This is a genomic window from Ferruginibacter sp., assembly GCF_031391665.1.
In the GTDB taxonomy this organism is placed as follows: domain Bacteria; phylum Bacteroidota; class Bacteroidia; order Chitinophagales; family Chitinophagaceae; genus Ferruginibacter.
Map to the genome: position 1 here is coordinate 19,810 of NZ_JANMUN010000246.1, position 15,398 is coordinate 35,207.

Consider the following 15,398-nt stretch of genomic DNA (forward strand, 5'->3'; position numbering starts at 1 on the left):
TTAAACCTCATTTCTACTAATTGGTAAATCATTTTAAGTTGAGTATAGTACCCACCATATTACCTGCCACAAATCCTGCATTTGTTTGTTATCTTGTTAATATTAACACGGCATCTGGCAAACTACCACTTACCTGCACACCTGCATTTACTGCCACTGATATTTCGGCTATTTTCACCTCGCCTTTTAAAGGACCAACTGTCGCTTCAACTGTTGCATCTGCTTTCAAACCAAAATCCTTTACTTCCCATTTACCGGTTGCCTCGTTCTTTCCAATTTTAATAAATTCTTTTATAGACGTTCCTGCTTCCACCTCTAATGCACCAAGGCCGCCAACATGAAACGATTCGCCCAGGCCACCGCCAATAGTAAAGTCATTAAACGAACCATCATCGTTGTAACTTACTTCACCCTCAAACACTATTCCTTCACCACCTTCTATGCCCCACGAATTACATGTCCAGGTAATTGTAGTAACTATAAATGCAAGTTTACCTTTGAAGTTGGCACAGTATTCATCTTCCCACTCTTTCAAGACAAAATTCTTTTCCTCCTGCGCCACTTCATCAAACGTACACTGCTGCTTACTGATTAATTTATACTGCCCAAGAAGGTTGCTTACCTCTTTCAGGTAATCCATTTGTATAGAAACAAAACTGCCTGCTGCCTGCGGCATCCAGTACGGCGCCCAGTTAGCATAGTCCCGGTAATACCTGCGTGAAATATATTCCTGCCTTTGCACATATTCATTAACTAATGGTGAAAGTTCGGCCAAGTATTTTCCATTCTCATCGTTTATGTCTTTGCATTTAGCTAACTCAAGGGCGGCTATTTTATCTTCATCACCTGCTTCGCCACCTTCCAGTTTATTTAGCTGGTCGCCATACTTTTTTGCAATGGCTCTCAGCTTTACATTATGCGGTGCCGATATCTTGCTCAAATAATATTTAAAAACATCGGCTTCGCTGATGCCATCTTTTCCATGTATCTCCATTGCATCCATAATAATGAACTGTGCCTTCATCTGTAACGGCGAAATGCCCTTTCGTAAACCAGCCATAAGTAAGCGTTGGTTTGCATCGTCGTTAGTAGTGGGCATTTTGGCCTGAATGGCTGCTATGCTGTTGTCAACAGATTTTTTTTCGGCTTCGAGGCTTGCTGCAAAAATTTTCATATCATCGAGGCTGGCAGGCATGGCCGGCATTTTAATTCTTTTAAGCAATGGAAATTCATTTTTATGATATCTGGTCATTACTTCACCCGGTTTTGCTTTTTTATTTAGCTGGCGCAGAATTTTTTCAACCTCCTGATCATAAGATGCGGCTATAGATTTTGTTGCATGCTCTTCCGCTTTTTTTGCATCGCCTTTTTTGAGGTAAAGAAGGCAAAGTATTTTGTTGGCAATGGGATTTAGTGTGTCCTTTTGCACACATTGCTGCAGGTACTGCATGGCTTTATTTACATCGCCTAAGCGGTAATACGCATTACCAAGATTAGAGAGTATGTTGGCTTCTCCGGTTTTTTGTTTGTTCCAGTATTCCAAAATGGGAATTGATTTTTCTGGCAGTCCACCCATAATTAAAAAAGCAGAAAAATTATTTGCCGCCAATACATCTGATGTATTGGCAAGCACTGCTTTACTGTATAAATACAAACTGGCAGCAGGTGCATTTTGCAGCCAGGCAGCAAAAGCTGTATTACTTATTTGGTTTGATTGAGTAATTTTTTTATTCTTTACATAGTCATCAGCTTTCTTTTTTTCATTGGGTTTTACAGCCTTTGAAATAGCAGTGTGCAACTGTTGTAAATAAGCCGTATAATTTTCTGCAGTTACCAATTGTGGTGTTTGATTGAGTTTTGCAGAAAGTGGTGGAAGGGTAAAGTTGAGTGCAGCAGGAGGCGCATTATTGTAATTAACTGTAACAGGAATAACAGAAGGCTTCATACCTGCCGGCACTATTAATGGAGTAAGTGTTTTTAATTTTGGTAAATATTTAAGGGAATAAGTTGAAACAATTTCAGATGGAGTAACTACCGGTGATGGAGACTTGCCGGGATTTAAGATGGCTTCTAAGGGAGCCAGTGCGCCTGGTTTTTTTACAAGAGCGGCAACTTTTTGCATGTGTGGATAGGAACCACCCCTTAATTTCACCATTATTACTTGTGGCACATCGCTGCTTAGTGTTTTATTAAAGTATTCAGGATTGATAGCAACAATTTCCTCTGCTGTTTCTTCTTCTATTTCTCCTACTCCATTCATTCGAACTTTATCTATGTTCTCAAAAAAATTAGTAATACCTGCTGCACTATTGGAATAATCATCGCAAAATCTTTTTACATTTTTGTTAAGCCATTCTTGCGGCTTTTTTAAATATTGAAGTATTACTTCTTTTGCGGCGGCGGCATCAGGGTTTATTTTACTTATACTTTTTTTTAATTTCTCCTGATCTTCTTCAAACCATTTTCTTCGCTTTGCTTCTTTTTCTGGCGTATAACTTTTATCCTTCTCTTTGTATACTTTCATTTCTAACTCAAACATTTTAACATTCGATTCGTAACCTTCATTCAAAATTTTTGAATTACTTGTCCCTGCATTGTCCACGTCTTTCAGCATTTGCTGCAAATATTCTTTCCTTGTAACAGGAATAAAAACTGGTTTATCACTGTTTCGTAAAATGATATAATCATTTGATGTAAACATTTTGCCATTTGCATTATTTACTCCCAATAGTTCATAATAATCAGTTCTGCCTTCGGTTTTTTTCTTTTTAATTGCTTTAAATGCAGGCTTTCCGTTAACAGTATGAATGCCTTCATCTGATGTAAATCCCGAAGCAAAAACGTTATTGAAAATTACATAAACAGAAGAGCCGCTTTCTCCCTCTGTATGTATGGTATTACTGTTATCATAACAGTAGTAAGCAAAAAACATCAACTGGGAATAGCAGTAACTTTTAATACCGGTGGCATCATATAAGTTTTTATTTGTAGTACCATCTTTTAAAAAGTCGGGAAAAAAATTGTTATGGTAATCTAATTTAGCACCGGTAAAATTGGTTACTATTTTCTTTGTCCATGCTTCTGCCCTGGCCAGATATGGCTTCATTTTAGCCATTTCTGTGGGGTTCATTTTGCCTGTAGGAGAACTTACATTGTCGCTGCTATTCGTCAATGTGGAAGGTTTATTCGCAGCCTGCGTTTTACAATCCTGTGCAAAACATACTTGTGTTATTGAAAGGCAAAACACAATAAATATTAAAGGAAATTTTACAAATGACTGGGGTACTATTATTTTCATAACCAATTATTGCTCTTTGGTGATTTTAATATTGCTGATAAAATATTTATCGTTCTCTGCACTGTTGCCATTGCAGTCAAATGAAAGTGCATTGAACGGGTGAGCAAGGGGTATTGCTTTTTCATACTCCGCTATTTTTGTGTTGCCAATAAACACCTGGAGCTTTTCATCTAATTTTTTAATGGTAACCGTAATGCGGTTATTTTTTTTATTATTTGAAAATCCATTGGCCACATACCACTTAGTGCCATTGGAGTAACCGGGCGGATAGGGAAATTTTGTTTCCAATACTACTTCTCCATCTCTTCCATCATAGCCGGGGCGTAGTCTTAGGTTTAGAAACGATTCGGCATTGCCCTTTGTTGTTTCATAAGATAGCTGCATCGTTAAGCCCTTTGCTCCCCATGTAAAATTTTGTGGTACCGCTACATCGTAAGTGAGTGTAAAATTTTGCGGCAGTGGTTTTTTTAAAAGCGATGCTTTGATGTAATGACCTCTTAACTCCACCCAGTTTCCATCTAATCCTTCTGGATTGGTTACCACACCTGTAGTTCCTGAATTGGCAAATTTTACCTGCCAGCCATTTGGGTTTTTACCAATTGATGTTGTTGAAAAATCTTCAAAGAAGAAAACAGTTGCATCAGCAGTTATCTCTTTACTTTTTTCAGATGCTTCAGTAGTTGCTATTTTTTCTTTTGCTAATGGAGAACGAATTGGTTTGTAAACTTGTCCGTTTATTTTTTCGGGACGAAAGAAATAATTATAGGCATATTCAAAATTAAAATTGTTCAGTATTGATTCGTGAAGGTGAATATTGTATGGTTGATTGGGCATGCCAATCGTCCACCTGATAACGAGCCATTGCGGCTGGTTGGTTTTGCAAAGTTCTTTCGCTGTTTTATTTACTTTTAATAAAGGAAAGCTGGCCTCTGTTCCATCATTTCCATAACTGTCTTTGTTGTCAAACATATCATCGTACCCTTCTGTTGCATTTACAAAATCCTGTAGCGTTATTTGAGTTCTGGAAATTTTCATTTCAGCAATACTGTTCCATTTGCTTTTATATTTTTCTTTAAGCCTAGCCAGATTTGTTTGGGCCTTTGAAAAATTTTCGGCTGATACTGGTGTTACTTTTTGCCATTCCGGAAATTGTTTCTCGGCTTCTGTAAAAAATTCACCAAAGGTTATTTTTTCAAAAGGCAGTGCTTCATTGTCTTTAGTGATAATGACAACGTATTGAGAGTGGGGAATATAAAAACGTTTGTAGCCTGCAATGTTTTTGTGGTTAGCAAAACCCATCAAATTACTTGCGGCTTTATCGTCAGCATTATATCCTTTTGAATGGGAAGATAAATCGGGCAGTACAAAATAATATTCTTCAGGGCTTGAAATAAATGATACCGGATCGCTGATAGAACGAAGTTGATTGGCTTCAATAAACCAGTAATCGCCATGGCCAGTTTGTGGCACAAATTTTCCCTGTGCATCTTTTTTTAAAAACATGTGCACTTTTGTTTGCGCCCCGTACATAAGTGGCAGGGCTTGTGCATGCATGTTAATTGCATTACCCAACTTGCTGTTGGTGCCGCTGAATTTTGGTATATAATTTTGATAATAAGTCGCCTTTCCCAGGCATCCCCTTGGCACATAAGACTGTTGCATCCATTCTACAAACTGCTGGCTGTTGCCTATTTGTTTGGCGCTGTAAATTCTATCGCCAAGTTGTTTACCTTTTGGTGCAGTAGTATGTTTGCGTATTTCCATCCAGCCAATATCAATATCGGCAATACTTTCTAGTTTGAAGCCGATACGGTCAACGTATATTGGTTGTGCCTGAATAGTGATAGATACTGCTACAAATGCTATGAGAATTATCTTTTTCATTTATTTTTATTTTATAACCAGCATGTTTTTCTTATTCGCTTTTTTTATTGTTCAATAAAAGTTATTATTAATAAACCGGTACGTTTGAAAATGTACATTTCATTTCACCCGAAAAACCATCTGTAAAAGTTTCTTCCATTGCGTCCCCTTTTTTTACAGGCTTAAGACCTTGTATCATAATACCGAAAGTAAAATAGCCGCTGGCTTTTCCATCTTCTACTTTTTCGATAACAAATTTACAATTGGGTGATGCAGCTGGTAAATTTCTCGACAGCGATGCATCTACATAAGAAGCCATGGCGCCATTTGCAACTATAGGAGAGAATTTATAGATAAATGGTTTTTGTGCAGCTCCATAATATAATACGGCTTCGTTATTACTTATCTCTGCATATTTTTTTGTGCCGTACAATGGATTTTTTTCGTTGATCTCTTTAAAGTTGAATGTTTCAGGCTTTAGTGTGGTGTTTACAGATTGCAGCATTATTTTAAAGTAATTTTCTTTGCTGTTACCTTCTTCTTTGCTTGCAATAAAAGTATAACGGTTATCCGCTGTTTTCATAAACTGTGCATAAGGAAAATTAGCAGTAAGTAATTTACTCTGCAGCTTAACCGCAGCAGCACCAGCATTTGCGGATGGTTTAACAGCGTTTGCTGCAGGCTTATTATTGCTTGTTGAAGGTTTCGATTTAGTATCAGAAACTCCGGCAGGTGTTACATACTTATCTGCTTCGGCTTTAAATATAAATTCAACCCTGCGGTTTTGCGCTTTACCTTCTGCCGAATTGTTATTTGCCAGTGGTTGTGTTTCGCCACGGCCTTCGGTGGTAAGTTTACTTTCATCAATATTATATTGATTAACTAAAATATCTTTTACAGCATCGGCCCGTTGTTGCGAAAGTTTTATGTTGGCTTCATCATTACCATCTGCATCGGTATGCCCAATAATTTTTACATGAGAAGTTACATCTTTTAAAACTTTGCTCACATCAAGCAATGCACCCATACTTTCTGGTTTTAGTTTGGATGTGCCGGTATAAAATAATAAGTTGCTTACTAATTTTCCTTCTTCAAATTTTGCACGGGTATCCGGTACATCTTTAGCAATGCGGATATTGCTGATATAAATATCGGAGCCGCCAACGCTGCCAAAATTAAATCCCAATTGATTGGGCAGGTATTCTGCATCTACTGCAGGTAAGTCAAAAATTTTAGCTGCATTCCACCAAAAGCGAAATCGTTTACCCTGCACACATATACTTACATGCACTGGTACAGTATTGCTGAACGAAAGGTTTTCAGACATCCTGTCGGATATAGGTTTGCCGGCATTAAGATTGTTGTAAAGAGAAACCCTGCTGCTGGTACCTTCTTTGGCAATTATAGTACTCACCAGCACCGCATTTTTTCCGCTTCGTAAAATATTTTCATCAGTTACTAAATTACCGCCGGTGTTTAGCAGTGCGATATCCATACGGGGGTCGTAAGTATTTTTTACAAGCAGCAAATCAAACTCTACCGTAAAATTATTGCCCCAGCTTTGTTTTTTACTGCGGGTGATATGGCTGGAGCTGGTGGAGGCTAATTTTAACCAGTTACCTTCCAGCCCGTCAATGGTTACCACTTCTGCAGAGGTTGAAGTGATCCATCCGAGTGGTGATTCGCCAATATTATCTTTTTCAAAATTATCGTAATACAAAATGCTGGTGCCGGGTACAAAATCAAATTTGCTGTACACTTTTAAATTAGTTGCAGCCCCTGTTGCTTTTGCATCATTGGTGTTACCCGTTTCTGCAGCTGCAGTTTTTTCCTTATCATCAGTTTCTTTTTTTTCTTCAGGTTTTTCTTTTGGTTTAGTTATAGCTTCTTCAGCTTTTTGTTTTATTTTTTTTAAAAGCTGGGCCTGAGTATTGTTAATTGCAAAGGCCAATAGTATAATTGTTGCAAAAATTTTCATGATAACTTTATTTAAATTGTTAATTAAATTATTCTTTTATTGATGTAAATATGCCGGATAGCATTGTTGCTTTATTTGCCAAGCATATTTTTAAGCATTGCAAAATCAACAGCTTTTTTTATGGCTTCTATATTAACTTCAAATACAGCATCGCCTTTTGATACTTTATATACTACTGTAAAAAATTGCGGCGATGATTTAGGTGATTTTTTATGGTAATAATCCAGGTTAGGTTTTACTGCAATGAATGAACCTTTGGTACCTTCCTCAACAAATTTTTCAAACCGCTGTTCTTCATTCCAATTACAAATAGCGGATTTGCTTAGTTCAGTTTCAGGTTTTGTTAAGTAATCATTTATATTTTTAAAATACTTTTCCAGGTAACTCTTTTCTCCCGGGTTGTCTTTTACATCGTTCTCTAATCTTTTCTTTTGTATTAGTAAATATTCTTTACGGGTGAGATAAGAAAAGGGTAAAGTGTCATTGTAAGTTATTAACCAGCGGTACTCATAAATTGGGGAGTTGTAATCTACTTTTTCTTCACCCATAAAATAATAACCTTCTTTTTTTACCGGCATTATTTTCAATTTTAAATATCCCCTAAAATCATCTGCAGGAATATTTGCTGCATACAAATTGTTCAACGCATAAATTACATTGGCGGTTATATTAACTGTGGTTGGGGTAGATACGTCAACATAATACTTCGATTTATCCTTGCTGCTACCATCACATAAGTACCGCAGAACATACATCGCATAATGATAAGGGTCTGCAACCCAGCCCTGACCTGCAACAGCAGACTTGCCAAACACCGTACTATAAGAAATTTCGCAGCCTGTAGGTTTATAATTTGCAGTAACCATTTTGTGAATTGCAGCAATCACTAATTTTTCTTTTGCTAAATCTGCAGCACTTACATTAGCAATAGAGCCTTGTTGCCCGGCTTTAAATTTGCCTGGTTTTTCACGTAATAATTCTTTACTGCAATCCTGCGAATAAGCAATTACTGAAATAAATAATAGTACAGTTAGAAAAAAATATTTCATTTTTTGTTTTTAATAATTATTTATTGCCCTGTAATATTGTACTGCCGCTGGTACTAACGCCGCTGTTTACGGTTGCTCTTACCTCGCCGCCTGCAATGGTTTGACCGGCTGCATTTGCGGCTACACGGGCTATTGCACCATAATCAGTAAATCCTGAATTGTCCCACTCAACTACTCCTGCCAAAGTTGCCTCAGCCTCCATCCCCATTGGCCCATCAATGCCTTTGCTGATACCCACAATGGCAGTACCGGAATACCGGCCTGTTTCCACATTGCTTTTGTAATCAATTTGTATACCGCCACAATCAAACTGGCCGGTTAAATTGCTGCAACTTGAAATAATTTTATAACACCCTAAATCCATAGTGCTTACATATTGGCAGGCCACATCATCAAAATTCTGTAAGGAGTCTTTTCCTTTAGGTTTTACCTCGGTAGGAATACACCAATCACTTTTGCTTTTAAAAAAAACCCGCTGGTCTTTTATTTGTGTAAGCCAGGCAATTTGCGCATCTACTTTTACCAGTTCAAATTGTTCGGGCCATAAAGTGTATTGATAATAATATAGCAGGTCGCTCGTTCTGCGGCTTGCGTAATTAAGATAAATTCTGTAAGCACTTTTTAAACTTCCATTGGCATTTTTTAAGAATTCTGTTCTTATAGCATTTTCATCTTTACAAATTGCAGCAAAAGGATTTGGCCTCCCTTCTCCTACCTGGTCTTCATATTTTTCATCCAGTATTTTTTGTTGTTCATCCAAAATGTCTTCATACCCAGCTACAGCAGCTAATGCTTTTACAACTGGCTCCAGCGCCTGCGCAAATACAAACGACATATTGCCATTTACATCGTTTATACCCGGTCCTAATTTTTTTATTGCTTTTGCAGCATAGCCGGGCATTGGTTGTACATAATTACCTTTTTGGCTTGCACTGATAATTAATTTAATCCGGTTTTCATTCGCCTTCAGCAAAGATTCTTCCAGCGATTGCTGTTTTATTTTCAGTTCATCAATTTTTTGCTGGCACTCCTCTTTAAAATCTTTCCATTCCTGTTCTAATAATTTGTTTTGTTCAACCGCTACCGGAAAATCGGGCCATTTAAATTTTGCCAGACCTAATATATCCTGCGGCATGGGTCTATCCCAATCAACATCATCACTTTTTAAATCGTACCCAAGTTTTTTTAATTTGTTTTCTTTTTCATTACTGTAAGCTTTGCTAATACTCTTTTTAGCAAATGCAATAGCTGCCGCAATGTTGCCTTTACTTTCTTCAATTAAACATTTAGCCATGTTGGCCTGCGGATGAGCGGCATAAATTCGTAAGGTGCTATCGGCATATTTATCCGCCCTGGGTATATCGCCTAAACCCAACCATGCCTGAGCAATATTATTGAGTATGCTGCTATTTTTTGGATAACGTTTATTGAGGTTAATTAAAATGGGTAATGCCATTTGCTGTCCGCCACACATGGTTAAAAATGAAGCATAATTATTAAGGTTGATGGCGTTTGATGGAGTGGCTTTACAGGCTTCTCCCATAAGGTATAGTGCCAGTGTGGGTTTTCCTTCCATCCATAAACCCACAGCGGCATTACTAACAGAAGATTTTTGATTAATGAGTTGTTGCAAAATTTCTGCCCCTTTTACTTTAGTATTTGCAGATAATTTACCCAATACCCATTGCTGCGTATTATTGATGTAGGTGCTTACCTCTGCGTTGCTGAGTGTTGTAGCCAATGCTGCTGCAATTCTTACTGCATCTTTTTGCGGAACGATCCTGCTGTCATCTTCATAAGCTTTTTTTAATTGTGCATCGCTTACACCTGCCATGCTTTTTTTAATACTTTTTGTATCCGGCATTTTAATACCCATACTGTCCATTGCCTTTTTGTCTTCCGGGCTCATTTCGTCCATCGCATTCTGCATCTCTTTCATCATTTCATCCATTTCTTTTTGCGTGGGAGGCTTCTCTTTTGCTGCAGTTTTTTTACCGGGTTGGGCAAAGGCAATAGTTGCAGCAAATAAAATGGTAAGCGTAAAAAAATATTTTTTCATAATTTATTTTTTCAGGTGAAGATTTTTTGAGAACAATTCCACTACCGGTTTTAAATTTTTATCGCTCATCTCAAAAACAACACAAGCGGTTGTTTTATCTTTTCTAAAAGAATTCAGCATTACCACACACTTTTTTTTATTTTGATAAAAATTACCTATAGCCAATGTTGATGCCCAGCCATCCCATAACTGCTCAGTTACTATTTTCAATGGTTTTTTATTTGCTTTAGCTAATCTTTTTACTACCTGTTCTTTCCACTGGCCCAGTACATCATCCATCACAGTTTTTTTTGCCGGCTGGTTTTTATATAAAATAATGCTGCAAAAACCGGTATCATTATTTGTAATATTAAATTGTACCCGTGATGCTAATTCGCTTTTAGTAAAAAACTCCGGCGGCTGATAAGTGAATACATCAAAGCTGCTGGTTTGAGAAAAAATATTTATTGTTGTAAACAAAATGATAAGAGTAAAAAGATATTTTTTCATTCTAATTTTTTTATCATGCTAAGATTAACCATGCAGGTTTAATAAGTCTTTTTTTATTAATGCTGTAAGCGGAGAGAAAGTTCCGTCGGTTACGCATTGCATGTAACGGTATTCATTATTTAAAAAACCATAAGCATTACTGAATGATATTGTTTTTCTTCCAAGTGTTGGATGCAGGTTGCCGTTTTGGTCTTTAAATTCTAAAATCAAACTGATATTTTCTATTTTCCATGCATCTGCAAAAAAGTTGGGTTCATAAGATACTGACAACTTTAACCCGTCACGTTGATAATCCTCCAGTGGCGTAGGCGTTCGTCCTTCCAGATCGAGGCCAAATTCCGTTTCCGAATTAACTCTCATCTCATTACCCAAATTTATTTGAATGTAATTACGCCAGTTGGCAGGTGTGCTTTTGGCCATTAGTGTTGCATGAACTTTGGAGGGAAATTCTTTATTATCATTCCCTGTTTTTATAATAACTCTTGCCGATGTTAATGAATACACCGGCGTATTTTGATTGGTTGTACCGGTACTTTTATTGGTTGAAGGTGGAGGTGGTGCTGGCGGAGGAGGAGGTGGCGGTGCAGCGGGCAATGTTTTAATAATTACATTTTGTTTAGGCGGAGGTACTGATTTTTGTATTACCTGCGAAGCTGCTGTGCTTATTATAAAAGTTGAAAGACTGCTTATAAATAATACCTTTTTCATGACGTGTGTTTTTATATTTTAAGGATGATGTAAAAATGAAAACTAAAAAGTATTTTATCCATCCTGTAAAAACAGGATTTCCTAGTACTGGTTATCATTTTTTATTGGTTATAAGTATTTTTAATTGTTCAATTTCTTTTTTCAATTCTTCAATGGTTTTGTTTTGCTCTTTTACTGATTCAATCAGCAAAGGCATCAGCCTTGCATAGTCCACACCTTTATAGCCATCTATTTCGTTCACTGCTTCGGGTACAATTTTTTCTACATTCTGCGCCAGCAAACCCATCTGCCTTCCTTTTTGAAAATTATTTTTTTGAAATGAACCCGTCTTCATTTCATACTCCACACCATTTATCTGTAATAACTTTTGCAGAGGAGATTGTATTGCAGTAATATTTTGTTTGAAACGTTCATCACTTGCATAAGTATTTCCGTTTGCCCAAATGTTCCCATTTACAAATAAGCCATAAGCACCGCTTATCTGAAACCGGCCGGCTTGTGTAAACAAACCGGCATTATCCTGTGTGCCGAAAGAAACTGCAGCTCCGGGGTTATCAGCATGTAATCTTAATTCGTTTCCATAAACACCAATGCCTACTTCGCCTGCACCGCCGGGGTATAGTAATATTTTTTCTCCAAGAGATGCAGGAAATGATAGCGGCCTTGTTGGATTGTTTGTACCAATGCCTACATTTCCATTTCCTTTTATTCGCATTCTTTCATTAAAAGATGCACTGCCTCCATAACCAAAGGCAATATCAGATACAGACGCATCGCTGTATAATTGCAGTAAATTATTTTGAATACCCATGCCGTATTGCGCATTCAAATTAGAACCATTGAAAGAAATTTTTGCACCATTACTATTTAAAAAAGATAGCGGGGCAGATGGTGCGGTATTACCAATACCTACATTGCCGCTATTGTTGTTATAAATATTGGCGCCGGATGCCGTCCAATAATTGGCAGGCAGGTCGCCCCAAAAAGCATAACCACTGGCATCGCTTTTAAGAATACGGTTTGGTCCCTGGCCACCATTGTTAAACCTTAAAACATTACTGATGGATAATGTATCTCTAAAAACGGCTTTTCCTGCCACATCAAAATTAGCTTGCGGCAATTTTGTGTTTACACCCACTCGCTGTTCAGCACCCGGTCGTAAAAGTGTTATACAAATGCTGAAACTAAAATTGGCAGTGCCGTTGGTACTTTCAATTCTTATCAGCTGATTGGTGTTGGGAAAAAATGCAATGTTATTGCCAAAGCCTGACCAGGTAGCAGAATCGATACAGGTTAATTGATCCTGCAGATTTGCTGAACAGGTGCTGTAGGTATAAGTTGTAAAAGTTACATTAGAGCCGCCAAAGCGCAATTTTAAAAGTTGGTCGGGGGTATTGAATTTTAGCCACACATCCGGGTTATTATTACAAACAAATGTTCCCGGTATGCTGGTAAAAGTAGCACCGGTAATATTGTACACAACCGGCGTACATCCATCAGCACTTTCTATAATAGGCAGTACCAGGGCATTGCAGGGCTCATCGTTGGCGGGCTGTGCAAATGTTGTGTATGCTCCAAGCACGAGCAATATCAATACGGTAATCTTTTTCATCGTTATTTATTTTTTTCAATCAGTTTTTTCAATTCATCAATTTGGTGCTGCTGTTTTTCAATTTGCAATTGTTGTTCTTTCATACCTTCTATAAGGTAAGGCACCATCTTAGCGTAATCAATAGCTTTATATCCATCGCTGCCTGTACTTACTACCTGGGGAACTATTTTTTCTACTTCCTGTGCTATTAATCCTGCCTGCTCTCCTTCGCTGAAATTTTTTGTTGGAAAATCTTTTATATTCATTTGGTAAGACACACCGGTGAGTTGCATTATTTTTTTTAGTGATCCTTCTAATGGATGAATATTGGTTTTAAACCGGGCATCGCTTGCATACGTAGTTCCGTTTGCCCAAATACTGCCATTAACAAATAAGCCATACCCACCACTTATTTGAAACCTCCCTGCCTGTGTAAACACAGCAGCATTATCCTGTGTGCCGAAAGAAACTGAGGCGCCGGGATTATCTGCATGTAACCTTAACTCATTTCCATAAACACCAATGCCCACTTCGCCTGCGCCGCCGGGATAAAGTAGTATTTTTTCGCCCAAAGATGCAGGAAACGAAAGCGGCTTAACGGGATTGTTAGTACCAATACCTACGTTGCCATTTCCTTTTATCCGCATGTTTTCTGTAAAGGAAGCGCTGCTGCCATAACCCAAAACAATATCAGCTGCGGCCGCATCGCTATGTATTTGCAGCAAACCGCCCTGTACACCAAAACCATAATGATTACCTGTGTTTCCGTATAAAGAAATTTTATTGCCAAGTGTATTGGCAAAGTTTAAAGGAAAGCCGGGAGTTGTTGTACCAATTCCCACATTTACAGCATCTGCCCCGGTACCACCTAATACTAAACTATTACTTGCTGCAACTTTTGCATTATAACCTATGGCTGTTGCATTGGAAAGATTATTAGAAGTAACGTCTGCTGCATATCCAATTGCTGTATTATTATTTCCTGTGGTGTTGGTGTTAAGCGATGCGTATCCGGCAGCAGTATTTCTATTGCCCAAAGTATTATTGAACAGTGCATTACTTCCACTGCCGGTATTATAATCACCCTGTGTATTTGAACCTAATGATGAATTACCGTGGGCAGCATTATATATTCCTGTTGTATTTAAAAGAAGTGAATAAGCTCCGCTTGCTGCATTTTGATAGCCTGTAGTGTTTGCTCTAAGTGAAGATGCACCATTTGCTGTATTAGAATAACCGGAGCTGTTTGAAAATAAGCTATTAAATCCCGATGCTGTATTGTCAGCTCCTGTATTATTAGTGTACAATGCTTTTGAACCCACCGCTGTATTCCTTCTGCCTTCACCCGGAAAAACAGCTCCTGTTCCGTTATTAAATAACGCACTGTCACCCACGGCTACCAGGTTGCTGCGGTCAGTATTTCTCATTAAAGCTTCTGTGCCAATTGCCACATTGCTATATCCGGTAGTGTTATTGTTTAAAGCACTTATTCCGGCGGCAGTATTGTTGTTGCCAGTTGTGTTGGAACTTAATACAGCATTACCAATTGCTGTATTTCTGCTTCCTGCAGTGTTGTTTACCACGGCAAAATTTCCCATAGCAGTATTTTCATTTCCTGTATTATTAAGGGCCATGGCATTTAGGCCCATAGCGGTATTAGCATTTCCAATGGTATTGTTTACAAGCGTACCTGTGCCATTGGCGGTATTTTGAGCACCGGTTGAATTGCTTCTTAGAGCATTTGTTCCGGTTGCTGTATTGTAATAACCGGTAGTATTTGCAAATAAGGCTTTGGAACCAAATGCTGAATTTTCTGTAGCTTGAAAACCCACTGCACCGACTCCATTATTATATAATGCGCTATCACCAACAGCTACCAGGTTGCTTCGATCAGTATTTCTCAATAAAGCTTCTGTACCAATTGCCACATTGCTGTAGCCGGTAGTATTATTGTGTAAAGCATAGAACCCTGAAGTAGTGTTATTAGAACCGCTTGTATTTAGTGCTAATGCTGCATTGCCTAAGCCGGTATTATTATTACCTGTTGAGTTGGTAAACATTGCATTTAAACCCATTGCAGTATTTGCACTTCCGGTTGTATTGGTTACAAGTGCCCCGGTGCCATTGGCTGTATTTTGTACACCGGTTGAATTATTTCTTAGTGCATTAGAACCTGTTGCGGTATTGTAATAACCAGTGGTATTTGCAAACAATGCTTTAGAACCAAATGCAGCATTAGCGGTACCATCAACAGGGTTTACCGCACCAACACCATTATTAAATAAAGCACTATCTCCTACGGCTACAAGATTACTGCGATTACCTGTGTTAAATAATGCACCGGTACCTATGGCAATATTTGA

The 15,398-nt window shown here is 38.0% G+C and carries 9 protein-coding genes; all 9 read right to left on the reverse strand.

Annotated elements, in window-relative coordinates; translation table 11 throughout:
• Positions 1-88 precede the first annotated feature (88 nt).
• Entirely contained in the window at positions 89-3,298 is a 3,210-nt protein-coding gene (locus ACY651_RS18740; protein WP_462255034.1) for a tetratricopeptide repeat protein, read from the reverse strand.
• A 6-nt stretch (positions 3,299-3,304) separates the two neighbouring features.
• Positions 3,305-5,182 carry a hypothetical protein gene (locus ACY651_RS18745; RefSeq protein WP_462255035.1) on the reverse strand — a complete coding sequence of 626 codons (1,878 nt, stop codon included), beginning with the start codon at positions 5,180-5,182 and terminating at the stop codon, positions 3,305-3,307.
• Positions 5,183-5,249: 67 nt separating this feature from the next.
• Positions 5,250-7,139: an OmpA family protein gene (locus ACY651_RS18750; protein WP_462255036.1), complete on the reverse strand. Its 1,890-nt coding sequence runs from the start codon at positions 7,137-7,139 to the stop codon at positions 5,250-5,252.
• A 71-nt stretch (positions 7,140-7,210) separates the two neighbouring features.
• Positions 7,211-8,188: a hypothetical protein gene (locus tag ACY651_RS18755; RefSeq protein WP_462255037.1), complete on the reverse strand. Its 978-nt coding sequence runs from the start codon at positions 8,186-8,188 to the stop codon at positions 7,211-7,213.
• A 16-nt stretch (positions 8,189-8,204) separates the two neighbouring features.
• Positions 8,205-10,247 carry a tetratricopeptide repeat protein gene (locus ACY651_RS18760; RefSeq protein WP_462255038.1) on the reverse strand — a complete coding sequence of 681 codons (2,043 nt, stop codon included), beginning with the start codon at positions 10,245-10,247 and terminating at the stop codon, positions 8,205-8,207.
• A 3-nt stretch (positions 10,248-10,250) separates the two neighbouring features.
• Positions 10,251-10,736 carry a hypothetical protein gene (locus ACY651_RS18765; RefSeq protein WP_462255039.1) on the reverse strand — a complete coding sequence of 162 codons (486 nt, stop codon included), beginning with the start codon at positions 10,734-10,736 and terminating at the stop codon, positions 10,251-10,253.
• Between the two features lie 24 nt (positions 10,737-10,760).
• Positions 10,761-11,444 carry a hypothetical protein gene (locus ACY651_RS18770; RefSeq protein WP_462255040.1) on the reverse strand — a complete coding sequence of 228 codons (684 nt, stop codon included), beginning with the start codon at positions 11,442-11,444 and terminating at the stop codon, positions 10,761-10,763.
• A 94-nt stretch (positions 11,445-11,538) separates the two neighbouring features.
• Positions 11,539-13,056: a tail fiber domain-containing protein gene (locus tag ACY651_RS18775; protein WP_462255041.1), complete on the reverse strand. Its 1,518-nt coding sequence runs from the start codon at positions 13,054-13,056 to the stop codon at positions 11,539-11,541.
• Positions 13,057-13,058: 2 nt separating this feature from the next.
• The coding region (locus tag ACY651_RS18780) for a tail fiber domain-containing protein (RefSeq protein ID WP_462255042.1) at positions 13,059-15,398 on the reverse strand (2,340 nt) is incomplete at its 5' end.